18 protein-coding genes, 1 tRNA gene and 1 pseudogene are annotated in these 25,202 nt (G+C 64.3%); 12 read left to right on the top strand and 8 right to left on the bottom strand.

All coding sequences use genetic code 11. The features are described 5' to 3' along the window. The first annotated feature begins 31 nt into the window (after positions 1-31). The 3 genes and pseudogenes from CAPP_RS02695 (at position 32) to CAPP_RS02685 (ending at position 5,110) form a co-directional block, all read left to right on the top strand. Positions 32-1,071 (top strand): annotated as a pseudogene (locus CAPP_RS02695) (SURF1 family cytochrome oxidase biogenesis protein). Positions 1,072-1,193: 122 nt separating this feature from the next. Next, positions 1,194-3,281, top strand: a complete 2,088-nt coding sequence (locus CAPP_RS02690; RefSeq protein ID WP_076600011.1) for a heavy metal translocating P-type ATPase — start codon at positions 1,194-1,196, stop codon at positions 3,279-3,281. 590 nt (positions 3,282-3,871) lie between these two features. Next, on the top strand, positions 3,872-5,110 hold the full coding sequence (locus tag CAPP_RS02685) for an IS256 family transposase (protein ID WP_200803311.1): 1,239 nt from the start codon (positions 3,872-3,874) through the stop codon (positions 5,108-5,110). Between the two features lie 316 nt (positions 5,111-5,426). Here the strand turns inward: CAPP_RS02685 and CAPP_RS11175 are convergent, their stop codons facing one another. Beyond that, a complete protein-coding gene (locus tag CAPP_RS11175) occupies positions 5,427-5,900 on the bottom strand; it encodes a helix-turn-helix domain-containing protein (RefSeq protein ID WP_076600044.1) in 474 nt (157 codons plus the stop codon). 351 nt (positions 5,901-6,251) lie between these two features. Between CAPP_RS11175 and istA the strand changes: the two genes are divergently transcribed. The 5 genes from istA (at position 6,252) to CAPP_RS11170 (ending at position 10,176) form a co-directional block, all read left to right on the top strand. Continuing rightward, positions 6,252-7,175, top strand: a complete 924-nt coding sequence (gene istA / locus CAPP_RS02680; RefSeq protein WP_076600045.1) for an IS21 family transposase — start codon at positions 6,252-6,254, stop codon at positions 7,173-7,175. A gap of 39 nt (positions 7,176-7,214) precedes the next feature. Then, positions 7,215-8,464 (top strand): IS3 family transposase gene (locus CAPP_RS02675; protein WP_143313948.1). Its coding sequence is split into 2 segments (ribosomal slippage): positions 7,215-7,542 and positions 7,542-8,464, totalling 1,251 coding nucleotides; the frame shifts between segments, so codons are not numbered across the junction. A 10-nt stretch (positions 8,465-8,474) separates the two neighbouring features. Continuing rightward, on the top strand, positions 8,475-8,816 hold the full coding sequence (locus CAPP_RS02670; protein ID WP_290173151.1) for a Mu transposase domain-containing protein: 342 nt from the start codon (positions 8,475-8,477) through the stop codon (positions 8,814-8,816). Between the two features lie 25 nt (positions 8,817-8,841). Then, positions 8,842-9,624 (top strand): IS21-like element helper ATPase IstB, encoded by a 783-nt coding sequence (gene istB, locus CAPP_RS02665; RefSeq protein WP_290172690.1) that lies wholly within the window; start codon positions 8,842-8,844, stop codon positions 9,622-9,624. 222 nt (positions 9,625-9,846) lie between these two features. Further along, positions 9,847-10,176: a helix-turn-helix domain-containing protein gene (locus tag CAPP_RS11170; RefSeq protein ID WP_084560722.1), complete on the top strand. Its 330-nt coding sequence runs from the start codon at positions 9,847-9,849 to the stop codon at positions 10,174-10,176. Here the strand turns inward: CAPP_RS11170 and CAPP_RS02660 are convergent. Next, positions 10,133-10,209 (bottom strand) — tRNA-Met (locus CAPP_RS02660). The genes CAPP_RS11170 and CAPP_RS02660 overlap by 44 nt on opposite strands. Before the next feature lie 131 nt (positions 10,210-10,340). Continuing rightward, entirely contained in the window at positions 10,341-13,307 is a 2,967-nt protein-coding gene (locus tag CAPP_RS02655) for a UPF0182 family protein (RefSeq protein WP_076599825.1), read from the bottom strand. Between the two features lie 129 nt (positions 13,308-13,436). On the opposite strand from CAPP_RS02655, the gene CAPP_RS02650 reads away from it, so the two are divergent. Beyond that, a complete protein-coding gene (locus tag CAPP_RS02650; RefSeq protein ID WP_076599824.1) occupies positions 13,437-13,928 on the top strand; it encodes a PPA1309 family protein in 492 nt (163 codons plus the stop codon). Positions 13,929-13,956: 28 nt separating this feature from the next. After that, positions 13,957-14,652 (top strand): hypothetical protein, encoded by a 696-nt coding sequence (locus tag CAPP_RS02645; protein WP_084560710.1) that lies wholly within the window; start codon positions 13,957-13,959, stop codon positions 14,650-14,652. A gap of 51 nt (positions 14,653-14,703) precedes the next feature. On the opposite strand, the gene CAPP_RS02640 is transcribed toward CAPP_RS02645, so the two are convergent. After that, positions 14,704-15,714 carry a YlbL family protein gene (locus CAPP_RS02640; RefSeq protein ID WP_076599832.1) on the bottom strand — a complete coding sequence of 337 codons (1,011 nt, stop codon included), beginning with the start codon at positions 15,712-15,714 and terminating at the stop codon, positions 14,704-14,706. Positions 15,715-15,885: 171 nt separating this feature from the next. On the opposite strand from CAPP_RS02640, the gene CAPP_RS02635 reads away from it, so the two are divergent. Further along, entirely contained in the window at positions 15,886-17,328 is a 1,443-nt protein-coding gene (locus tag CAPP_RS02635) for a zinc-dependent metalloprotease (protein WP_076599822.1), read from the top strand. Here CAPP_RS02635 and CAPP_RS02630 read toward each other — a convergent pair. After that, complete coding sequence (locus CAPP_RS02630) at positions 17,325-17,849, bottom strand: M48 metallopeptidase family protein (protein WP_076599821.1); 525 nt, start codon at positions 17,847-17,849, stop codon at positions 17,325-17,327. The genes CAPP_RS02635 and CAPP_RS02630 overlap by 4 nt on opposite strands. 55 nt (positions 17,850-17,904) lie before the next feature. Between CAPP_RS02630 and CAPP_RS02625 the strand changes: the two genes are divergently transcribed. Next, entirely contained in the window at positions 17,905-18,753 is an 849-nt protein-coding gene (locus CAPP_RS02625) for a hypothetical protein (RefSeq protein WP_076599820.1), read from the top strand. Here the strand turns inward: CAPP_RS02625 and CAPP_RS02620 are convergent. Genes CAPP_RS02620 through CAPP_RS02610 form a run of 3 tightly spaced genes read right to left on the bottom strand, consistent with a single transcriptional unit; the run spans position 18,750 to position 25,173 of the window. Further along, complete coding sequence (locus CAPP_RS02620) at positions 18,750-20,795, bottom strand: ATP-dependent DNA helicase UvrD2 (RefSeq protein ID WP_076599819.1); 2,046 nt, start codon at positions 20,793-20,795, stop codon at positions 18,750-18,752. The genes CAPP_RS02625 and CAPP_RS02620 overlap by 4 nt on opposite strands. 3 nt (positions 20,796-20,798) lie before the next feature. Further along, positions 20,799-21,917 (bottom strand): potassium channel family protein, encoded by a 1,119-nt coding sequence (locus tag CAPP_RS02615; protein WP_076599818.1) that lies wholly within the window; start codon positions 21,915-21,917, stop codon positions 20,799-20,801. Between the two features lies 1 nt (position 21,918). After that, a complete protein-coding gene (locus CAPP_RS02610) occupies positions 21,919-25,173 on the bottom strand; it encodes an ATP-dependent helicase (RefSeq protein WP_076599831.1) in 3,255 nt (1,084 codons plus the stop codon). Between the last annotated feature and the right edge of the window lie 29 nt (positions 25,174-25,202).

Genomic DNA, 25,202 nt, shown 5'->3' with positions numbered 1-25,202 from the left:
CATTTTCTCACCGGACGGGGAAGTAGAAGTCATGGCCGTGAGCAGCACACATGAACGCAGGTACGAGCGGGCCGCGCAGAAGAAGGGCTGGAGGACATTCCTCCGGCCCGGCTGGGTGTTCGGTGTCCTCGCCATCATCGCCTTCTCCTATTTCTCCTTTACCTTTCTGGCCCCATGGCAGCTGAGCAGGGACGGTGCCATCGTCGAGCGCAACGATCAGATCGAGGCCGCCTTCGAGGTCGAGCCCGTCCCCGCCGAGGAGGTCTTCGACGCCCAGGGCAGCATTGAGCCTGAGGAGGAATGGGCGCGGGTCATCCTTGAGGGCCACTATCTGCCCGAGGATGAGGTCTTGATGCGCAACCGTCCGGTCGACTCCTCCCCCGCCTTCCACGCCCTGACCCCCTTCCAGCTGAACTCCGGTGAGGTGATCCTGGTCAACCGTGGTTTTCAAACGCCGTTCGAGGGCGGTGTCCCCCCGATGGACACCCCGCCGACCGGTGAGCAGTCCATTCTCGGCCACGCCCGATTTGCCGAGCAGACACCGATGTCCCCGCCGATCGAGGACCAGGGCTACCGCCAGGTCTACGGCATCAACACCGAGCAGAGCGCCGAGGTGACCGGCACAGATCTCGCACAGGACTATGTGCAGCTGGCCGAGGGACAGGCCGGGTAGATCAACGCCATCCCGGTGCCCATGCTCGACCGCGGCTCACACCTGTCCTACGCCTTCCAGTGGATCGCCTTTGGCATCATGGCCCGCTCGGCCTGGGCTACTTCATCTGGGCGGAGTTAAAGGAACGCCGCCGCGTGCGCCGCGAGGAGGCCGAGCTGGCCGACGGATCCGCATCCTCGCAGCAGACCGGGGACTCCCAGGACGAAGAGACAGATTCCGACACGGTGGGCGCCCTCCGCACCACTCACCCGGAAAATGGCACCCAGGGTCTCGCCCATGCCCAAGCCCCTACTTCCGCATCCTCTGGTGCCCGTGCACGCATGTTGCACGACCGTTACGGCGACAGCCAGCCGAACCACTCCCGGAAATTCACCAACCGCCGGCGCGAGCGGTTCTAAGCGCAGCCTTGCGCACCACACGTTGCGGCCCACTCGATGTCTATACGGAGGGTGCGGGAGGGGATGCCCTCAAGGATTTTAATAAGCTTTCAATAAGGGGTTTTCCCCGTTAGGCTACAGGCATGAGCGAGCACGATCATGACCCTGACCCCGGCGACTACGCTGCCCCGAACGGATCCCCCACAACCCTGACACCGACAGCGCCGACCACCCCTACCGGCGATCATGCCCACGGCTCCGCACGCTGGGAGTTGGGGTTCGCGATCGCCGCCGGCGTCACTTACGCCGGTGGGATGATTGCGCAGTTCGCCTTGGGGCTGCCGATGGTCGGATGGCCGTTGGCGTTCTTTCTCGCCACCTACTTCTTCGGTGGGTTCTTCACCATCCGCACCGCTATCTCCTCCACGCTGCGGGGGAAGTTCGAGGTTGACTTCCTCATGCTTGTCGCCGCGGTCGGCGCTGCCCTCATCGGCCGGTGGGCGGAGGGAGCGGTGCTGCTGTTCTTGTTCAGCCTCGGCCACGCCCTCGAGGAGTACGCCCTCAGCCGCGCCAGCAAGTCCATTGAGGCCCTCGCCGAGCTCGCCCCCCGCAGCGCCCTGGTGCGCCGCGGTGATACCGAACCCGTGGAAGTGCCCGTGGAGGAGCTCGTGGTCGGAGACATCGTGGTCATCCGCCCGAATTCCCGCATCCCCTCGGACGGGTTCGTGATCTCCGGGATGTCCGCCGTTGATCAATCAGCGGTCACGGGCGAGTCGATCCCCGTGGAGAAGGAACCGGTGGCCGACCCACAGCGGACGATGCACACGATTGACACCCTCCCCGCCGCCAATCGAGTGTTCGCCGGCACCGTGAACGGGTCCGGCGTGCTCGAGATCGAGGTCACCGCGACCGCCGCCGACTCAACGCTGAGCAAAGTCGTCGAGCTCGTTCGCACCGCCGACCAGGCCGCGTCCCCGACCCAGCAGTTCATCGACCGGTTCCAGCGCTGGTACGTGCCCGCCGTGATCCTCGGGGTCATCGCCACCTTGTTGGTGTCGATGTTCGTGTTCGCGCAACCGTTCTCCGACGCTTTCTACCGCGCCATGACCGTGCTCGTCGCCGCGAGTCCATGTGCTCTCGCGATCGCCACCCCAGCCGCGGTCCTGGCGGGTGTGGCTCGCGCTGCCCGGGCCGGCGTGCTCGTCAAGGGCGGTGCCCCGCTCGAGACACTCGGACGAGTAGAGGCGATAGCGTTCGACAAGACCGGCACCCTCACGTGGGGCGCACCACGAGTGACCTCGCTCGTTCCCGCCGATGACACGTCCGAATCGGAACTGATCCCGACACTCGTGTCGGTCGAATCTCTCAGCGACCACCCCCTCGCCGCCGCGATCGTCCGCGACCTTGCACCCCGCGTCCCCGAGACCGGGCGGCTGGTGGCCACCGACCTCTCGGCACTCACCGGCCGCGGCATCACCGCGACGATCGACGGAGAGCGGGTCGAAATCGGCAACCTGCGCATGTTCGACGAACAGCAGCTTGAACTGCCCTCCTCGCTGGCCAAGGCCTACGCCGAAGCCCGCGACTCTGGGCAGACGTTGATGATCGTGCGTCGTGGTGACCGCTTCCTGGGGGTCGTGGGAGTGATGGACGCCTCCCGCGCCGAATCCGCCCAGGTGCTCAACGCGCTCCGGGACACAGGGGTCGGCCATCTGGTCATGATCTCCGGCGACAATCAGCGGGTCGCCGACGCGGTAGGTCAGGAAGTCGGCGTCGACACGGCGATCGGAGAGCTCCTCCCCGAGGACAAGGTCACTCACATCACGAGCCTGGCCAAGACATACCGCCCGATCGCGATGATCGGCGACGGCGTCAACGACGCCCCCGCGATGGCCCGCGCTGACGTCGGCATTGCGATGGGTGCTGCCGGGTCGACGGTCGCGTTAGAGACCTGCGACATCGCGCTGATGAGCGACGACCTCGGACGCATCCCGTTCGCTGTCCGGCTGAGCCGGGCCGCCAGCCGGATCATCCGACAGAACCTCATCGCCAGCCTCGCCATCGTCGTTTTCCTCATCATCGCGACCTTCCTTGGGCTTAATATCGGCGCCGTCGTGCTCATCCATGAGGGATCCACCCTCATCGTCGTCGCGAACGCGCTTCGCCTGCTCAACTTCCAGAAGGGCCAGGAACACGCCGGCATCGACCACGAAGAAAAGCCCACGCACTGATGCTTCTCCCCGCGAGTCACCAGTGGGGCCCGTGGCGAGAACAGTCCGTCCGATCTGTCGGAGAACCGCTTACCCCCACTCAACCCCCGGGCTATCCAGAGGAACTCACTCATGGATTGTCCCGTCAGCGGCACCGTATGGGTCATATCAGACGGGACTGGAATCAACATCGACTTCCGGACACTCCTTCCGGCCTGTCAGACGATCGCCGGGAGTTTGGTTCCCTGGGGGAAGCTCGCCTAGTGTCCTGCGCCGTTAATTCGCTGCTGGATCATTGTAGAATTGGGTATGGCACACCGAGGACCGGCGTTAGCCCCACTGACCTTGACCGATGATGAACGCGACCAACTGCAACGCTGGGTCCGGCGACGCAAAACCACCCAGGACCTCGCGCTCCGCTCCCGGATCGTACTGGAATGCGCAACCGGGGCATCGAACTCGGAGGTCGCCCGTCGGTTGGGGATCTCATTGGGTTGTGCCCCTTAGTGTGGTGTAATGCTTGCAGATGGTGGGCCCTGCGAAATAGTGGGGTGGCCACCGCCAGTAACCTTTCGACTCAACTACCACATCTCACCGAAAGGCACATGACGATGACCACTGCACCGTATTCTATCGACCCGGCAACCTACTTGGATGATCTGCTCGCCCAAGCTTCCCCGGACCTGATGCGGCAGATGCTGCAAGGGTTTATCAACCAGATCCTCTCCGCCCAGGCCGACACCGTTTGCGGCGCCGAATACGGTGTTGCTTCCACCGAGCGGGTCAACCACCGCAACGGGTACCGCCACCGTGACCTTGACACCCGTGTCGGCACGATCGATGTGGCAGTACCGAAGTTGCGCCACGGAGCGTTCTTCCCGGACTGGCTGTTAGAGCGCCGTACGCGTGCAGAACGGGCACTCTCAACGGTGATTGCCACGTGCTATCTCAAGGGGGTCTCCACCCGCAGGATGAATGACCTGGTGGCAACACTTGGGATTGCCAATATGTCGAAATCCCAAGTCTCACGCATGTCGGAAGAACTCGGCGAGATGGTCGCCGACTTCAAAAACCGCCCGCTTGATCCCGGCGGCTACGCCTACCTGTCGTGTGACGCGTTGACGATCAAAGTGCGCGAAGGCGGGCGTGTGGTCAAATGCTCGGTGCTGCTAGCTACCGGGGTCAACGCCGATGGGTATCGCGAAATGCTCGGCATGCACGTGGCCACAGCTGAGTCCAACGCGTCGTGGAAAGGCTTCTTCCAAGACTTAAAAGCCCGCGGGCTTACCGGCGTCTTCCTTATCACCAGTGACGCCCATGAAGGCATTCAGCACGCAATTTCCGAAGTGCTGCCCGATGCGTCGTGGCAGCGGTGCCGCACTCATTTCGCGAAGAACCTTTACGAGAAAGTCCCAAAGACCCAGTGGCCGATGGTCTCTGCGATGTTCCAGACCATCTTCCAGCAACCCGACGCCCAATCCACCTGGGCCCAAGCCCGCGAAGTGGTCGACCTGCTGGAACCGAAGTTCCCACAGGTTTCGGCGTATTTGGAGGAATCACTCGATGAAGTGTTGGCGTTTACCGCAGCGCCGAAACCAGTGTGGACGAAGGTGTGGTCGAACAACCCCACCGAGCGGTTAAACCGGGAAATCCGCCGGCGCACCGATGTCGTGGGCATCTTCCCGAACCGCGAATCCATCATCCGGCTTGTCGGGGCGGTTCTTGCCGAGCAGCATGACGATTGGATCCAGCAAAAACGCTACATGTCACTGTCCGCACTCGAACACACCAAACATCTCATGCACCGACAAGGAGACGACCATGGTGACCAGCACCAGCTAACCGCCTAATCAAACACCGAACTTCATACCGAGCCGAAAGCACACACGGCTACACCACTACACGGGACTTGACCCTCCAGAAGACTCCACCGGCGTAATTACATCCTCGTCAGACGCAGAAAAACCCACGCCATCAGCGTTTCCATCTGACGCCGCCGCCTGGAGAGCGCGAACCTGAACCAACTCATCGTCGGTCACCCCATCCGGCAAGCGGCCTTGCCCGATGAGCGCAAGCGAAATCGCGGCAAGCCGATCCGTCCACTCGAGAGAACTCCCCTCCCCTGCCGAGCCGGCAGGCTCGGCCCCAGACGGCGCAGCCGTCCCATCAGTCGTGCGGGGGGTTGGGGGGGAGGGCTGGTGGTTCTATAACTGGGGGTTCATTAAGTGCAACGGGTTGCACCTTCGAGAGGGGGTTATTTGCACCTTCGAGACTCGTAGGTGCAGGTTTTGCACTTTCGGCGTGACCAGCACGTTTCCTCGTAGGTGCAGATTTTGCATCTTCGACAGAATATGCCTTGTCCAGATGCAAAACATAGCGATTCGAGGTGCGCCGGATGGAGCCCGTGCCGTTGCTATAGGTTCGCCGTTCCACCGAAATCAGGCCGAGCTCTTCCAGCTCCTTCAAATGCGATATAACCGAACGCTTCGAGCAACGCGCACGCGCAGCAATCCTGTCCTGGCCCGGGAAGCACGAGTTACGTTCATCCGCAAAATCCGCGAGAGCCAACATCACCAATGATGGTCCTTGCTTCAACCCTTGGAGGTCGTCAAGGACCCAAGAAACGGCCTTAACGCTCATTTCCAAACCTCCCCGCACTCATCGGATCAGAAGGAGTTGACGAGACGAGACGCATTTGGGATGATGAGCACGTCAACATCAACCGGACAGTTGAGTTGTTCTCGATGCCCCTGTTAGCCGCGGGGGCATTTTTTATTGCAATCATGACGCCTCTATCCCTTCCATCAGGGCATCTAAGGCAGTGTCCGGGATTTGCCAGCGTCCGTTCGGTAGTTGAATGGCCCCCGGGATTCTTCCCTGTCTTGCCCACTTCCGAACCGCAGCAGCGCCTAATCCGCCTGTGTCAGCGCTCTTTGAAAAGTAGCCCAAAACGCTCCCCGAAAAGTAGCCCATCCGAAAAAGATTGGATGGGTGATTTCTTTGGAGCAATGGGCACAGATCCGATACCTGCGTGGGCAGGGTTTATCGGTACGCAAGATTGCCAACGAGGTTGGCTGCGCGAAGAAGACTGTCGAGCGGGCGCTCGCTTCGGATTCGCCTCCGAAATACCCGCCGCGTCGGACTAAAACCACGAGTTTCGATGCCTTCGAACCACAAGTACGCGCGTTGCTTGCTGAAACTCCACGTCTGAACGCAAAAGTCATCGGACAGCGCGTTGGGTGGACCGGGTCAGAATCGTGGCTGCGCAAAAATATTGCCCGGATCCGACCCGAGTATCTTCCCGCAGACCCTGTGGACACGCTCACCCATCTTCCTGGGCGTGAAATCCAGTGCGACCTGACTTTTGCCGCCGGCGGGTTGCCCGATGCAAGCGGTGTGCACCGGCCATTCCCGGTGCTGGTGATGGCGGCATCGCATTCCCGATTCGCCGCCGCCTGTCTGCTTCCGAGTCGTACAACTGATGATCTGATAGCTGGGATGTGGCAGCTCATCGAGCGTGACTTCAAAGCCGTGCCCGACCGGCTGGTATGGGATCGGGAAGCTGGCATCGGTAAGGCCCGCCTGTGTGAGCCAGTCGCTGCGTTCGCCGGTGCAATCGGCACCAAGATCGTCCAGGCCCCGCCGAGAGATCCGGAATCGAAAGGCATCGTTGAACGCACCAACGGCTATATGAAGCGCTCCTTTTTCCCAGGCCGGCACTTCAGCAACCCGCAGGATGTGCAAGACCAGCTCGATGAATGGTTTAGCACCGTGGCCAATACCCGCACCCATGCCACGTTGAAAACCCGCCCGATCGATCTGTTTCGCACCGACCAACAGTCCATGCGTCCACTTCCGCCGTATACCCCAACGATCGGGATCCGGGACCTGACCCCTTGGTGGTGGACACGCTGAAACCAGCATCTCGCTGGGAAAGTGAGGTACCTTTCCACCATGCCACGCAAGACCTACACCGAGCAGTTCAAGCGTGACGCAGTGTCGTTGTACGAGTCGACCCCCGGAGCCACGATCAACGCGATCGCCTCCGATCTCGGGGTCAACCGCAACTCCCTGCGCACCTGGCTCGACGCCTTCGGCACCGGCACCAAAACCAACGCCAACGGTGAAAAAGTCGCCAGCCCGATCGCCGCAGCCAACAGCGAACGCTCCCCGGCTGAAGGACTCTCCGATGCCGAGCGGATCCGCGTGTTGGAACGCGAGAACGTCAAGCTCCGGGAGGAACGAGAGATCCTGCGCAAGGCGGCCAAATATTTCGCGGAAGAGACGAACTGGTGAACCGCTTTCAGTTCGTTGATGACCACCGAGACTTCTACGAGGTCAAGCGGTTATGTGAGGTCCTGAAGGTCAACCGGTCCTCGTATTACAAATGGAAATCTGCTGCTCCTGCCCGCCGGCGACGCCTCGTCGCTGACGCGGCGCTGGGAGCGAGGATCAAGGCCGTGTTCACGGCCGAGAACGGCTGTTACGGGGCGAAACGTGTGACTGCGGCCATCAACGCCGATCCCGCCAACGACCGGGGCAATAGTGACCGTCTCAATCACAAGCACACTGCCAGGTTGATGCGGCAGATGGGCCTTTTCGGCTACACCAGGAAACGCCGGGTGAAGACCACCGTGTCCGCGAAACGTGCGCCTAAATTCCCTGACCTTCTGAAACGCCGGTTCACCGCGGAGAAACCGAACAAGGTCTACGTCGGCGATATCACGTACCTGCCGATCGCGGACGGGTCGAATATGTACCTGGCCACGGTCATCGACTGCTATTCGCGGCAGTTGACCGGTTTCGCGATCGCCGACCACATGCGCACCGAGTTGGTCGAAGCAGCCCTCACGATGGCTCACGGGGTCCGAGGTAGCCTTGACGGGGCGATTTTTCACTCGGATCACGGCAGTGTCTATACCTCTGAGCAGTACCGGAGGTTATGTGAGCGGTTCGGTGTCACCCAGTCGATGGGTACGATCGGGACGAGCGCGGACAACTCGTTGGCGGAGTCGTTCAACGCCTCGTTGAAGCGGGAAGTCCTGAAGGACGAGCCTGTTTTCGCCAGTCAGCTGGTGTGTCGCCGGGACGTGTTCCAGTGGTGCATCCGGTACAACACCCAACGGTTGCACTCGTGGTGTGGCTACCGCTCGCCGAACGCCTTTGAAGCCGCCGAATCAGCTACACTTACTATCGCATCTTGATTAAATCCCCGTGTCCACTTTCCGGGGTTCGGGCCCCCGTCCTGCGGTACGCCTGCCACGCAACTACTACATCACCGTCGACACCAACCAATACAGCGTCGACCCCGCCTTCATCGACAGGCTTGTGACCGTGCGCACCTGTCTAGAAGAAATCACTGTCACAGGACCATCCGGCGAAATCGCTGCCTGCCACCGGCGTTACTGGGGCAAACACCACGTCATCACCGACCCTGCCCACCGACACGCCGCACGACGCATGCGACAGCTAATCACCGGACCCCAACGACACAACCACACACCAGACAACGACGTAGAGGTAGCCGATTTAGCCATCTACGACTCAATCGCCTAGCCCCCAAAGAAGATCGGATTCGACTATGCCCCACACGCACGCCCACGACACCCAAGCAACGATTGCGCACCTGTCACAGACGCTGAAAGCCCCACGCATCAACACCGTTTACGCCACCATTGCTGAACAAGCACGCGCAGAATCGTATACCTACGAGGAATACCTCGCCGCGGTACTTTCAGTAGAAGCCACCGCACGCGCTGAATCCGGAGCGCGCCAACGCGTTAAACGAGCCGGTTTTCCAGCAGTCAAAACCATCGCCGATTTCGACTTCGGCGCCCAACCCGGCATCGACCGCGCTGACATCGCCCGACTAGAAACCGGTGCCTGGGTCGCAACCGCTGAAAACGTCGTCCTTCTAGGCCCACCAGGCACCGGAAAAACACACCTAGCTACAGCCCTAGGCATAACCGCTGCTCAGCAAGGCTACCGAGTACTGTTCGACACCGCCGCAGGGTGGATCAACACACTCACTGAGGCACACAACACCGGACGACTCGAATCCGTACTCAAACGCCTAAGCGGATACCACCTGCTCATCATCGACGAACTCGGATACATCCCCGTTGAGGCAGACGCAGCAAACCTCTTCTTCCAACTCGTCTCACGCCGATACGAACACGGATCCATCATCGTCACATCCAACCTGGCGTTTTCCCAATGGGCCCAATGCTTCGGAGACGTCACCGTCGCAACTGCCATGGTCGACCGCATCGTCCACCACGCAAAAATCTTCCAACACCGAGGAGTAAGCCACCGCATCAAAGGCCGCGAACTCACAACACCACAAACAAATCAGGCACAATAACTACGACCACACTGGGCTACTTTTCAAAGAGCGCCAGTGGGCTACATTTCGAAGAGCACTCACAGCCTGGAATCGCCTCGCCAAACTCCTCAGGAGTCAGCCATGCGCTAGCGTTCCTATCGTTCCGTTTCGGTACATTCATACTTTTCAGTCTTACATGGATGTAGTTCGTTCCGCAACACTTCTCTTGTTCCGTTTCGGTACACGTGTTACGATTGCAGTATGATTCAGACCCGTCAATTGATGACCGCCAACGAGGCAGTCGGCGCAAAGGTTAACGAGCTCATGTTCCGCTCACGGACAACACGTAAAGAGCTGGCAGCCCACCTGGGCATCACGGGGGCTGCGGTCAGCAGGAAGGTGTACGGCCAGAACAGTTGGACCTTGGAAGAATTGTTTGCCACGGCCGACTTCTTCGGCCTGGAGGTCGCCGATCTTCTGCCCCGTCGAGTCGAGGCGCCGGTGGAAAATGAAAAATCCCCCTCCGAAGAGGGGGATTCAAAGAAGATGGTAGCGGGGGCAGGATTCGAACCTACGACCTCTGGGTTATGAGCCCAGCGAGCTACCGAGCTGCTCCACCCCGCGTCGGGCGACTTCTCGCCTGCTGCCGTGATCGGCAACGGCGTTAACTATACGCACAAGCCTGATAAAGACCAAATCCCCTGGTCCCGCGCCTGCGGGCCAGGGGATTGTTCACCCTGTGTTCACCGGTGGGACTACTGGATGTTCTGGTAGTTCTCCACGGCGCGGTCGAGCTTGTCCAGGGCGCGGCCGTACTCCTCGAAGGAGCCGTCGCGGGCATCCTCGATGCCACGGAGGGCATCGTTGATCTCGTTGAGGGCGGAGTCCTTGTCGCCGGAGGGCTGGCTGTCCTCGGCGGGCTGTTGCTCGGCACCTTCAGCTGGCTGTTCAGTCTCCGGGTCCGGCACGCCTTCACCGGCGATGCTGATGTCCTGGGCTTCCTTGGCATCGATGCCCACCTGGCTCAGCGCCTGGGAGACAGTCGGGGCGTAGCCCACGCGGTCCTTGTAGAAGACCAGCACGCGCAGCAGCTTCGGGAAGGCGGAGGCCTGGTCCTTGCGCTGCGAATAGATCGGCTCGACGTAGAGGATCTCGCCGTCGCCGACCGGCAGGGTGAGCAAATTACCGTTCTTCAGGTCGTTGGAACCCTCCCACAGGGTGCGGTCGCGGGCGACCTGGTCGGAGGACATCAGAGCGTCCTGGGCCTGCTTCGGGCCGCGGGTCTGCGTGTTTGTCGGCAGAACGCGGACTGTGATGTCGCCGTAGTTGTCCGGGTCGGAGGACACGGCCATGTGGGCGGAGAGGAACTCGCGGTTCAGGCCGCGGTACGGGGTGATCAGCTGGAAGGACGGGTTCTTCGTCTCCGGGTCGGCGGCGACCACGTAGTACGGCGGCTGGTTCAGCTCGTTGCGGCCCTCCGGCGCTGTCGGGTCGTTCGGGACGGACCAGAACGCGTCGTTGTTGAAGAACACGCCCGGGTCGGACACGTGGTAGCGGGCAAGGAGCTCACGCTGGACCTTGAACAGGTCCTCCGGGTAGCGGAGGTGATCGCGCAGCTCCTCGGTGATCTCGGAGGCCGGTTGAACGGTGTCCGGGAACACGCCCATCCATGCCTTGAGCACCGGGTCTTCCTCGTCGAATGCGTACAGGTCCACGCTCCCGTCGTACGCGTCGACGGTGGCCTTGACGGAGTTGCGGATGTAGCCGACCTCGTTGTTGACCAGACGCTGATCAGTGCCCTCCGGGTTCAGTGCGTCCACCGTGGTGGACTGCAGGGAGGTGCGGGTGGAGTACGGCAGCGCCGACAGCGTGGTGTAGCCGTCGACGACCCACTTGATGCGTCCGTCGATAACTGCGGGGTAGGTCTGCTGGTCGGTGGTGAGCCACGGCGCGACCTTTTCCACGCGCTCGCGCGGGTCGCGGTCGTAAAGGATGCGGGAATCGCCGCCGACGCGGTCGGACAGGATGAGGTTGAGCTCCTGGTATTTGATCGCGTATGCGGCTCGGTCGATCCAGTTGCCGATGCCGACGCCGCCTTCACCGTCATAGGTGAACTGGGAACCATCGGTGTCGTACTCGAGCGGGCCCTGGCCCACGTCACCGACCACGGCGTAGTCGAGGCCGTCCTCAGCGGAAGCGATGACCGGGCCGTAGTAGACGCGCGGCTGGTCGACGCGGATGCCAAGATCCTCGGCGTCCTTCTTCTCGGCCGCGTTCTCGTTGGCCTGCAGATCGGAGACGGTGAAGACCGGCAGGCCGCCGCGGGTGGAGCCGGCGTCCTGGGCCGCCTCGTCGACAATGCTTGCCTGCGCCGCGACAAAGCCGTTGCCGTGCGTGTACACGGTGTGGCGGTTCAGCCAATCCTTCTGGTTTTCCTGCAGAGCGTTCGGGTCGAGCTCGCGGGCGGCGACGACGTAGTCGCGCAGCTCGCCGTCGACCGTGTAGCGGTCCATGGCGAGGCTGTCCGGGAAGCCGTAGAAGTTCTTCAGCTGCTGGTTCTGGGTGAAGGTGGGGCCGAGAATATCCGGGTCGAGCAGGCGGATATTCGAGATGGTGGCGGAATCGTTGCCGACCTCGCTGTCGTCCGTGTTCTCGGCGCCCCAGTTGTTCTCGTAGGTGACCTTGTCGTCGGTGAGCCCGTATGCCTCGCGGGTGGCCTCGATATTGCGGGCGATGTAATCGGACTCGCGTTCCTGGCGGTTCGGGTTGACGGAGAACTGCTGCAGCAGAGCCGGCCACGCCTGACCAATGACCAGGGAGGACAGCACCATCAGCACGGTCGCCATGACCGGCACGCGCAGGTCCTTGAAGACCACGGAGGCGAAGAATGCGGCGGCGACCAGGATCGCGATGACCATGAGGATGATGCGCGCCGGCAGCTGGGCGTTGATGTCGGTGTAGGAGGCACCGGTGAAGACATCGTTGCTGTCGAACAGCAGGCTGTAGCGCTGCAGCCAGTAATCGAGGGCCTTGACCAGCATCCACAGGCCGGCCGTCACGGCGAGCTGGATCAGCGCCGGGCGGGAGATGTGCCCCTTCGTGTCAGCGGCCTGGCTGGCGATGCGGATACCGCCGAGCAGGTAGTGGCCGACTAGGCCGACCAGGAACGCGACGACCAGCAGCATGGACAGCACGCTGACGATCGTGGTCAGGGCGGGCAGGGCGAATGCGTAGAAGCCGAGATCGCGGCCGAACTGGGCGTCGGTGGAGCCGAAGTCGCTGCCGTTGAGCCACAGCATGAAGGTGCGCCAGGTGCTCTGGCCGAGCAGGCCGGTGACCAGGCCGACGGCGATCGGCACCCACAACACCAGCGGGCGGATGCCGGACTGGATGGCCGCGCGGTTGATGGTCATCGGCGAGTTCGGGTCACTGAAGACCGAGAAGTCGTCGCCGCGGTCGCGACCGCGCCACGCGAAGAAGGCGGCCGCCCACGTGATGGCGGCACCAACGAGGCCGAAGACCACGAACAGGGCGACGCGCGCCAGGATGGTTTTTGTGAACACCCCCCGATAATCCAGCTCGCTGAACCAGCGGAAGTCGGTGTACACACCGACCAGCATCGGCACGAGGAAGAGCACCAGGACGATGATGCCCATGATGATCGCGAATTTATTCGAGGACTTCCCCGGCTTCGGGCGGGGGCGGTTGAGGCGCGTGGCCAAAATCGAGGCTCCTTATCAGGCTTGTGGCATTCTATTAAGCTTTAACACTAAATTGCTTAACGCCTAAAAGACCAGAAGGGTTCCCTCTTGCCGCAGTTACTACGCCCCCAGCAGGCTCTGAACAAGGCCATGATGGAAGCTGTGGAGTTCGTCCACGCCGAAGGGTGGGACGCCTCCCCTACCCTGTTCGCGCTGGTCCCGACGGAATTGGTGGCGGACCAGCTGGCCTCGCTCGAGGAGGAAGCGGACTCACCGCTGACGCTTATCGTGCAAGAGGACATGCCTGAGCACATTCAACCGGGCTCCGACGAATTGGGGGATTACCTCACCCGTTTGGTGTGGCCCGCGGAGATCGATGGGCTCGTGCTCGCTCAGGAGATCATGTTCAAAGACACCGCCGACGCGAGCACGGAATCCGCGCGCCCGGCGCGGTTGTTCTCCGGTGTTCTGCGCGAAGAGGGCATCGAGCAAACCTTGCTGCAGCTGCGCCCCACCGAGGAGGAATTGGCGGAAGCGGGCCCGTTCGCGCAGGATGAGATTCAACTGCGCGGCGGCCCAGGCGTCGCACCTGCTGTCCTAGGCGCGCTGCGCTACAGCTTGGACAACGAGGAAATAGAATAGAGCGCGTCGAATAAAGGAGTCCCCAGCCGTGCTTCCCCCAAAGTTCACCCGCACTTTCGCCCGCCGCGCGTGCGTCCCCGTCGCGCTCAGTCTCGCGCTCGGTCTCACCGCGTGCTCGTCGGATGAGGAGCAGCCGACCGAGCCGCCCCCCGAATCGTCGGAGGCGCCGGAAGCCACGGAATCAAGCGAGCCGACGACCAGCGGAGCGGAATTGGAGCCGAGCACCGAATCGTCCGCGACGGAGACAACCAGCAGCAGTCGCTGGCTCAACGGCGGCGGCAGCGCGGACAAGCTGGAGGAAGTCAAGGAGACGTTCGCGTCGCTCGCGCCAGAGTCGCTTTTCGATGACCTCGACACCTGCACCGAGACCAGCCTCCGCAGCTCCTACGACTGCAGCGGCAAAGAGATCGGCCAGTTCCAGTTCTTCGAATCCGAGGCCATGGCGAAGGACACCGCGAATGTTCTGGAGGGTCTGAAGAGCTCCACCATCGTGGAGGAGACCGACAACAAGCTCGTTGGCTGGAGCATGATCGGGCGCACCGCTGTCATCACCGTCGTCGACGTCGAGGAGGGCAAGGTCCTCCAGCAGATGATGTCCTCCGAGATGGAAGATCCCCGCGACCGCATCTCCGAACTCGGCCTCGCTGAGAAGGGCGCGGACGAGTCCGAAACTTCCCCTTCCTCTGCTGCCAAGGAAATTTCCTCTACCTCGAAGAATGCTTAATTAGTGCACAATCGTGAGCGGCTTTAGTACACAATCGTGAGCGCTCCGGCCCTACTCAGCCTCGCAGGTCTGCACGTCGCCGCCGGTGGAGAAGGCCTCCATGGCGGCGATGGCGTCCTCAAGCGTGCCTACTTTGGCGACGACCATGTCGCCGCTGTCGACCTTGCTTGCTTCGGCGCAATTCTTTTCGGGAGCGAGGAAGAGCTCGGCGCCGCCGTCGCGCGCGCCCTCGATCTTGTGGGTGATGCCGCCGATGGGGCCGACGGTGCCATCCTCGCGGATGGTGCCGGTGCCGGCGACGTTGCGGCCGCCGTTGAGCTCACCGGGCGAGAGCTTGTCGATGACGGCGAGCGAGAAGATCATGCCGGCGGACGGGCCGCCGACGTCGTTGAGGTTGTAGGTGACGTTGATGTCGCCGGCCGGCTCGGAGGTCATGGTGACGCCGAGGAGCGGCTGCTCTTTGTCCTCCGGGTTCTCGCCGAGGGTGATGGTGGCGTCTTCTTTATCGCTGTCGCCGCGGATGAAGCTGACGGTGATTTCGTCGCCGGGCTTTTTCGCGCGGACCTTGTCCTGGATCTGCTGGGGTTCGGTGACGTCCTCGCCGTCGATCGCGGTAATGGTGTCGCCGGACTGGAGCGCGCCCGCCGCGGCACCGTCGGCGAGCACGTCGTGGACGATGACCTTCGTCGGTTCGCCTAGGTGCTTCATCGCGGCGACGGTCGCGGCGGCCTCGGAGGCGACGAAGGAGGCCTCGTTGTGCTGGCGCATCTCCTCGTCCGTCATGTCTTTGGGGAGGATCTGGCCGATGGGCACTAGCGTGTCGTTGGAGAACAGCCAGCGGCCGATGGCCTGTCCCATCGTCATATTTGTGCGCACAGAGACCGTGGTCATGTCGAGGGTGCCGGAGGTCTCGTCGGCTTCGCCGCCGTCGATCTGAATGACGGGGGTGCCGTCGACGTCGGCAAGCGTGTTGAACGTCGGGCCGGCGCTTTCCGCGGCGTACGGCACGGTCAGCTTGATCGGCGTGCCAGGGATGCCGCCGAGCATGAGGATCAGCGCCATCACCGCGAGGGGCACACCGCCCCAGATGACGGCGCGGCGGGTCGTGCGCTGGGGGTCGGTCTGGTCTGCTGCGGGCTTTTCCACGGGTGTAAAGCCTACATGGCGCGTGTTCGCTGACAGCGTTGCTGCCATCGTGGACCTGCCCCGATACTCGCCGGTAGGCTTGCCACCATGGTTAACGGATTCGGGTTCTCTTTTCCCAACGACGACGATCGCGACCGCGATGACGACCGTGACAATGAGCGCGGCGACAGCGGAAACGGCGGCAGTGGCGACCAGTCGAACCCGTTCGGCCAATTCGGCTTCGCCTTCGGCAACGGGGGCAACGCGAATTTCAGCGGCAACCTGGGCGATATCCTGGGCCAGTTCGGCGAGATGCTCTCCGGCATGAGCCAGCAGGGCCAGCCCGGCCAGGGCGCCGGGAAGCCGAAGCAGGATCCGGTTAATTACGACGTGGCGCTGCGCACCGCGCGCCGGTCCATCAACGATCCGAAGGGCATGACGGCCGATGACCGCACTGCGGTCACCGAGTCGACGCGCCTGGCCAACCTGTGGCTCGACGACGCCTCTTCCCTGCCCGACTCGGGTGCTAGGGCGGAGGCGTGGAGCGCCGACGACTGGCTGACGAACACGCTTCCCACATGGAAGCGCCTGGTCAGCCCCGTCGCGGAGCACATGGACCGCGCGCAGCTGGACGCGATGCCGGAACAGGCCCGCGAGATCTTCGGGCCGATCACGCAGATGCTCGGCCACTTCAACTCCATGAACTTCGGTGCCAAGCTGGGCCAGGCGCTCGGCGATCTGGCTAACCAGGCGCTCACCGGCAACGACTTCGGTCTGCCCGTCGCGCCGAGCGGCGTGATCGGCATCGTGCCGAAGAATATCGAGCCGATCTCCGACCAGCTGTCGGTGCCGGGTCAGGAAGTGCTCGTGTACATCTCCGCGCGCGAGGCCGCCCGCCAGCGCCTGTTCACGCACGTGCCGTGGCTGGTGGAGCGCATCGTCTCCTCCGTCGAGGAGTACTCGGTGGGCTTGGAGCTGGATACCTCCCACATAGAGGAGCAGATCCGCAACCTCGACCTCGAGTCGGGCGATCCGGCCAAGCTGCAGGAGGCGATGCAGGGCATGCAGGACATAGACATGTCCCCGCGCGTGACCTCGCGCAACGCCGCTGCCGCCGCACGGTTGGAGACGTTGCTCGCGCTCGTCGAGGGTTGGGTCGAAGTGGTCGTGGAGGACGCGCTGCGCGACCGCATCCCGTCGACCGCGGCGCTCACCGAGTCATGGGCGCGCCGCCGCGCGACGGGCGGATCGGCGGAGCACGCGTTCAACAACATCGTCGGCATCGAGCTCGGCGCCCCGAAGACCAACGAGGCAGCTGACCTGTGGCGCCGCGCCACCAACGCCGTCGGTGTGGACCGCCGCGACAAAGTCTGGGACCACCCGGACTTCCTGCCTGCGGCGGAGCACTTGGACAATCCGGCGGCGTTCATCGACACGCTGCTCGACGACGCGCCGGACGCGAAATTCGATGAGGAGATCGCCAAGCTCGAGCAGATGCTCAACGACGAGCCGGGCCCGAGCGAGGACGACCGCAAGCAGGACGACGACTAGTCTCCGAAACGCTGGTAGGCCTCCAGGTAACCCTTCGCACGCTCAGCGCGCGGAGCCCGGTCGGCCCATTCCCAGAACTTCGGCCCGTGGCCCGGGATGAAGGTGTGCACCAGCTCGTGCACGACCACGGCGTCCACCACATAATCGGGCACATCGCGCAGCCGGTCGCTGATCCGGATTGCGCCCGTGGACACGGTGCACGAGCCCCACTGCGTGTTGTGGTTCGCCGCCCACCGCACGGACCCGATTCTCGCTTTGCCGTCCAGGACCTGCGCGTTCAACTTCTTTGCGCGCGCGAGCAAGTCCTCGTCGGACACGGCATTCGAGGTGGAACGGCGCTGCAGCTTCGCCAGGATCTCCTCGACCGCCTCGCGTTCCTCGCTTGCGTTGAACCGCGCGGGAATGCGCACCTGGATCCGCTCCCCCACGTGCCGCGCCTGCACAGTGCGCGTGCGCCGCGCCGAACGGATCACGTCCACGCCGTCTGGCGGCCACGATGTCGACTGAAGTGGACGTTTCATAGGTGCGGCGGCTTCCTCAGGCTGGAATAGTGGTCGGTCAAGGGGGGAGGAGAACATGCGTTTAGACGATTCAACATTAGTCACGCTCGGCCAGGGGGTGCACGTTCTCGCGCGCGGACAGGGGGCCGTTCAATTCGGCATGGACGCCACGCGCAGCGGCATCGTGGATTCGCGTGCCGCACCAGCGCTCGCTGCCACGCTGACCAGCACGAAATGGCCGGTATCTATCGGGGAACTGCAGGAGGAGGTGGTGGGCAGGTGCGACGTCGATAAGCAACAAGCGCGCTCGCTTATCGACGACTTATGCGGCTACAACATCCTCATCCCCTCAGCACGAACCGCAGTGGCTGTGCTGGGGGACACGCATTTGGCGCACGAGATCAGCAGAATCCTGGAGGCGTCCGGCGCGACCGTGCGGATCCGTCTGCAGCGCGAGACGACCCGCGCGTTTTTACAGCGGCACGTCGATTCGCCGCTGGTGGTCGTCGACGGCGGGCGCGAGTACTTGATGTGGGGCAAGGCGGTGAAAAGGCACGGCAATTGGGTGGTTCCGGTGCTGAGTTTCGATTCGCGGGTGCTCGTCGGTCCGGTGAGCAACCACCCCACCCAGGCGTGCGGGATGTGCGCGCACATGCACATCAGCGATCATGATCCGCATGCCCACGTGGCCGCCGAGCAGCTTGCCGACGGCCCGCGCACCATGGACCCCGCCGTGGCCGCGGTGGGGGCGGCGGCAGCGGCGGTGACTGTGCGCAGGTTGGCTGGCATTCCCGATCCCCCGGGCGTGGTGGCGGAACCGCCGGGCGCCGGGTGGGCTGCGGTCGTCGACCCGCTGGGCGCAGAACCGCTGGCGCCGCTGCAAATGGAGCCGCACCCGCGCTGCCCGGTGTGCGCGAGCTTCTAGCGGTACCCCTCCAGCACGTCGAGGAGGTCCTCGCCGTACTGTTCGAGCTTCGCCGGGCCGATGCCGGAGATGTCCAGTAGCTCGTTCGGGCCAGCCGGCATCGCCTCGACGACGGAGAGCAAGGTCGCGTCGGTGAAGATCATGAACGGCGGGATCTGCGCCTCACGGGCTGTGTCGAGGCGCCACTGCTTGAGGGCCAAGAACGCGGCCTCGTTGTAGGTCGGCTCGCAGTCCTCGTGGCGGCCGAGGCTCTTCTCCGCCGGGGTGCCCAGCTGGTTGCCGCACACGCGGCAGCGCTTCGCGCGCTTGAGGCGCTCCGGAGATTGCTCGACATCGAGCTGCGGGGCGATTCCGTCGAGGAAGCGCGAACGCTCGCGGGAGGCGCGGCCACCCTCCTGGCGGGCCAGCGACCACGACAAGTGCAGGTGCTCGCGGGCGCGGGTGATGCCCACGTAGAACAGGCGGCGCTCTTCTTCGATCTGCGCGTCGCCGGCCTTGATGGCGTGCGAGATCGGCAAGGTCTTCTCCACCAGCCCGGCGAGGAAGACGGCGTCCCACTCCAGGCCCTTGGCGGCATGCAGGCTGGCCAGGGTCACGCCGTCGACAGCCGGTGGCTGCTTCGATTCGGCGCGTTGGCGCAGGGAGGCGAGCACGCCCGGCAAGGAGGTGGCCTCGCCGGTGTTGACGATGTCGCCGATCAGCTCCACCAGGGCGTTCAGGGTTTGCCAGCGTTCGCGCTGGCGGGCGCCTTCGGGTTCGCTGGCGGACAGGCCCAGCGGGGCGAACGCGGCTTTGGCTACGGCCACCGGGTCGTCAGGCAGGTCGTCGCGGCGGGTGGCAGACACCAAGACATTGATCGCTTCGCGGATCTCGGGGCGGGTGAAAAAGCCTTCGCCTCCGCGGACCTGGTAGACAATCCCGGCGTCGGAAAGCGCCTGCTCGAACACGGCTGATTGGGCGTTGATGCGGTAAAGCACAGCGATTTCGCGCGCGGGCGTGCCTGACGCGATGAGCTTTTTGATCTCGGCGGCGATGTCGCGCGCCTCCGACGGCTCGTCCGGGTACGACGCGAATGTCGGCTCCGGGCCCGGCGCGCGCATGCCCTCGAGCTCGAGACGGGTGCCTGCTTCCCTGCCGGTCGCCTTCGCAATGACGGTGTTGGCCAGCTCGGTGACCTCGGGCGTGGAACGGTAATCGCGCTGCAGCTTGACCACGGTGCCGTGCGGGTAGGTGCGCGAGAAATTCAGCAGGTAGTCCGGGGTCGCGCCGGTGAAGGAATAGATGGTCTGGTTGGCGTCGCCGACGACGGTGAGGTCGTCGCGCTGACCCAGCCAACCCTCCAGCACGCGCTGCTGGAGCGGGGTGACATCCTGGTACTCGTCCACCACGAAGGTCTGGTACTGGTTGCGGAATTCCTCCGCGACGGCCGGGGCATTCTCCAGCGCGCCGGCGACGTGGAGGAGCAGATCGTCGAAGTCGAGAGCCATGCCCTCGGGGCTGGTCTTGGACTCCTCGTAGCGCTTGTACACCGCGGCGGCCTTCTCGGCGTCCGCGGGCGGCTCGCGATGGGTTTTCTCGATGGCCTGCGCGTAGCTCTCCGGCGTGACCAGGGAGGCCTTGGCCCACTCGATCTCGCTGAGCAAGTCGCGGACGAGCTCCTTGTCCGGCTCGAGACCGACCGTGCGGGTGGCGCGGGCGACGAGCGGGAATTTATTGTCGATGAGCGTCCACGGCAGGTCTCCCGCCACCTGCGGCCAGAAATAGCGCAGCTGGCGCAGCGCCGCGGCGTGGAAGGTGCGGGCCTGCACTCCCCCGATGCCCATGGAGCGCAGGCGGTCGCGCATCTCGCCTGCCGCGCGCGATGTGAACGTCACGGCGAGCACTTTCTGCGGGACGACGAAGCCCTGGTCGATCAGGTGCGCGATCCGGTAGGTGATGGTGCGGGTCTTGCCGGTGCCAGCACCGGCGAGAATGCACACCGGCCCGCGCGGCGCGGTGGCGGCGACGCGCTGATCCTCGTCGAGTTGCGAGAGGTCGATCACGTATTAATCATCCTCGTTTTCGTGCGCTGCTTCGGTCAGGTTGTCGGGGGTCTCAGGCGCGTAGCGGATGTAGAGCAGCTTGTCGCCCGGCTCGACCGTCTCCGCTTCCGGGGAGTCTAGGCGGTAGAGCTCGCCGGAACGGACCACGCCCAGCACGATATCGGCGAGGTGGCGCGGGTTGGCGCCGACCTCGTCGTCGAGGATCGGGCGCTCCGAAACCGTGAAGCCGGCATTGGGGCTGAGCAGGTCCTCCATCATCTCCACCACCGTCGGTGTGGTGGTGGCGATGCCGAGCAGGCGGCCGGCGGTCTCGGAGGAAATCACCACAGAATCCGCGCCGGACTGCTCCAGCAGGTGCTGGTTTTCTGCCTCGCGGACAGAGGCGACGATATTCACGCCCGGGTTGATCTCGCGCACGGACAGGGTCACCAGCACCGCGGTGTCATCCGAGGACGGCGCGACCACCACGGAACGGGCGCGGTTCACACCTGCGATCTTCAGCACATCGGACTTGGTGGCGTTGCCGTGGACGCACACAAGGCCGCGGTTCTCGGCGTGCACGAGGGATTCGTTGTTGCTGTCGATGACGACGATATTGGAGGGCGACATGCCGTCGGCAAGCAATGCCTCGACAGCGGACCTGCCCTTGGTGCCGTAACCGATGATGATGGTGTGGTTGCGCACGTTCTTCCTCCACCGTTGAAGTTGCAGCGTCTTGCGGGAATCCTCCGTGAGCACCGACAGCGTGGTGCCGACGAGCAGCATCAGGAACGCTACCCGCAACGGAGTGACAATGAAGATGTTGACCAGCCTGGCCGTCTGCGTCACCGGGGTGATGTCGCCGTAGCCGGTGGTGGACAGGGAGACCGCCGAGTAATACACGGCGTCGATGAACGTCAGCGGCTCCGAATAGGCATCCCTGTCCGCCCACACGATCACGGCGACCAGGATCATCAGGATGATCGCGTAGATGAAGCGCCGGAAAATCAGTGCCCACGGAGTGGTCCGCGCTTCCTGCGGCAAGCGGATGACGTTGATGAGCGCATGGTCGGGCAGCGCGGTGAGCTCTTCACCGCGCAACCGGCTGCGGAAGGAAATCCGCGGCTGAAAGGAAAGCGCCATATCACGACTCTAGACCGGCGGAAGCCGCGCTTTGCAGCAGGTCCTCCAGCTCCGTTCGTTCCGGCAGGTCACCTGGGGAGAAGTCCTCGCCGGTGCGGACGTAGAAGAACACTGCGCGGATGGGCTTTCCGTCAGCTGCGATCCGGCGCCATGCCTCGCGGTAGACCGCGAGCTGGAGCTTCGCCGCCCGCATCTCCGCCGCCTGCGGTTTATTGCCCGTCTTCCAGTCCACAATGGTCCAGCCGCCGTCGTCATCCTTGAAGACTGCGTCGATGCGGCCGCGGACCGTCGAAGTGCCCAGGTCGATCTCGAAGGGGTGCTCGATGTGCGCGGGCGTGCGCGCCGCCCACTGGCTGGCGGAGAAATTCTCCTTCAGGCGCACCAGGGTGGCGGCGTCGACGTCGGGTTCGAGGTTGCCGGGCAGCTCGTCGTCGTCAAGCAATGGGCGTGCCCCGAAGAATCCCTCGATCCATTCGTGGAATGCGGTGCCGCGCTTGGCGTAGGCGTTCGGCTTGAACGGCACGGGGCGGCGCGCGCGGCGGGCAAACTGCTCGGGGTCGGCGCGCAGGGCGACGATGTCCGAGGCGGTGAGCATTCCCGGCATGACGACAGGGACGGCGGGGCGCTGGGCGGCCTTGTGCTCCTCGATGAGCGCTTCGGTGTCGCGCTCCCACAGGGAGTAGAGCTCGCCGTCCGATAGTTTGGGCAGCTCCTTGCGCGCGGCGGCGACCTGCTCGGCGGCGGTCAGGCTCGCGGGGTCGGCGGCGTAGTGCGGCCACGTGCCCTCGCGCGCGGCGGTGGGCGTTTGCTCGTCTTCCGTTTCCGTGCCGTCCCACCAGTGCAGGATCTCGGCTGCGGGAGTGCCGCCGGGGTGCATGAGCACGTCGCGCAGGGCGAGGAAGTGCGGGTACGGCTCGGCTTGCTTCGCACGGCCGGGCACGATCGCGGAACCGGTGACCATGAGGCGTTCGGCGGCGCGGGTGACAGCGACGTAGAACAACCGCGCCGCTTCCTCCTCGAGCTCCGCCTTCTTCATCTTCCGGTACTCCTCGGAGAGCTTCTCGAATTCGCTGCGGTCCGCGGCGGCGTCGAAGACGTCGTAGGTGTCGTCCGGGACGTACTCGACGAAGGTGAGGAAGGTCTCCGTGGTCACGCTGTAGGTCTGGGTATCGGCGTGAACGACGGCGACGGTGTCCCACTCCAACCCCTTGGCCTTGTGCGCGGTGAGGATCTGCACGCGGTCGTCGCTGGTGGTCACCGACCCCGGCTCGAGGCCGTCCTCGTGCTCGGCGGCGAGGTCGAGGTAATTCAAGAAGCCCTCGATGTCCGCGCCCGGGTAGGAGGCGACCACCTCGGCGAATTTGTCGAGGTGCACCGTGCCAGTCTGGGACGGACGCGCCAGGACTTCGGTGCGGATGCCGAAGATGGACACGATGTCGTCGAACAGATCCGGCAGACGCTTGCCCAGGCTGCGGGTGCGCAGGGCGCGCAGCTTCGCGGCCAGGGTCTGCAGACGCACCAGCCCCTCCGGCGAGTAGCGCTCCGGCTCGCCGAGGTCGGCGACGGCGTCGCCAAGGCCCACGCTGCGCTCGTTCTCCCCCACCGCGTTCTCGGCGTTCTCGATCAGCTCCGCCAGCTGCACCTGGAGCCGCTCGCGTGGGTCGGCATCGGTGGGCAGTTCGTCGACGGCGCTTCCGCGGCGTTCGCCGGCGAGGTTCACCGCGCGGCTGGCCAGGGCGGAGATGTCTTTCAGACCCAGGCCGCAGGCGGGCCCGGCTAAGATGCGCAATGCCGCGGCGGAATCCTGCGGGTGCACGAGCATGCGGGCGACGGCGACGGTGTCGGCCACCTCCGGCACGGTGAGCAGACCTGCGGTGCCGACGATCTCGTACGGCACACCGCGCTCCTCCAACGCTTCGGCGATACCGGCGGAGTGCTTGTTCTTGCGCACGAGCACTGCGGAGGAGACCGGCTTCCCGGCGCTCACCCGGTCGGTGTAGTCCTGCGCGAGCATATCGGCGACCACGGCGATCTCTTCGTCCTCGGTGGCGTAGAAGCCGAGCTCGACGGTGCCGGGCTGCGCATCAGGCTTAGATATCAGCGGCTCGACGGCGCGCTGCCCGCCCTCCGGGGTGCCCAGCACAGCGGAAGACACAGAGTTCGCGGTGGCGAGCACCTCCGGCGGGTTGCGCCACGAGGTGGTCAACTGCGCCTTCGGGGCGGGCGAACCATCCGCCAGCGGGAAGTCCTCGACGAAGGCGGCGAGGTTGGCCGCGGTCGCGCCACGCCAGCCGTAGATCGCCTGCATCGGGTCACCCACCGCGGTGACGGTGAGCGGGTGGGCATGCCGCGAGGCGTCGTCGCGGTTCTCGCCGAACAGGCTGCGCAAAAGCACACGCTGGGCATGCGAGGTGTCCTGGTACTCGTCGAGCATGACCACGCGGAAGCGGTCGCGCTGGGAGGCGCCCACTGCCGGGTGGTCGGCGGCCATTTGCGCTGCCACCGACATCTGCTCGTTGAAGGTGACCACACCGCGCTCGCGCAGTTCGCGGCCGAGTTCGAGAGCCATGTCGGCGTACGCCCGGCGCAGCGTCTGCCGGCCCACCCACCTCTGCACCGTCTTGTTGTATGCCTCGCCCTGGCGCTTGCCGCGCGGAATGCCAGCAACATTGGCCACGAAGGCGTCGGTTTCCTCGGCGATGCGCGCGTGCGGGAAGAGCTCGTTGCCCATGTTGGTGACCAGGCGCAACAGCGTGTCCACCACGGTGTCCATGGCGGGGTTCTCCCCCACTCCGGAGAGCAGTTCGCCGCCGTGGTTGCTCACCACGTCCCAGGCGATCGAGTGGAGTTCCGCGTCGGTAATCAGGCGGGCGTCAGGCTCGACGGGGACGAGCAGACCGTATTCGCGGATCAGGTTGCCGGCGTACGAGTCGTAGGTGGACACCGTCGGCGCGATGGCCGTCAGCGATTCCGCGAGGGCACCCGACGGATCGAGGCGGCGCACCAGCTGCTCGTCGGCTGCGAGCTTCTCCAGGCGCGTGCGGATGCGCTTACCCAACTCTTGGGCCGCCTTGCGGGTGAAGGTCAGGCCGAGGACTTCCTCGGGGCGGACGTACCCGTTGGCCACCAGCCACACCACGCGCGAGGCCATGGTCTCGGTCTTGCCTGCGCCGGCGCCGGCCACGACGAGCAGCGGCCCCGGCTCCGCGCCGATGACGGCGGCCTGCTGGTCGGTGGGCATGAATTTCTCGCCCATGTAGCGCCACAGCGTTGTGGGCGGGACGG

The organism is Corynebacterium appendicis CIP 107643 (genome assembly GCF_030408415.1).
Classification (GTDB): Bacteria; Actinomycetota; Actinomycetes; order Mycobacteriales; family Mycobacteriaceae; genus Corynebacterium; species Corynebacterium appendicis.
Note: the sequence above shows the minus strand (reverse complement) of the source record. Positions and strands in the feature narration are given on the sequence as shown.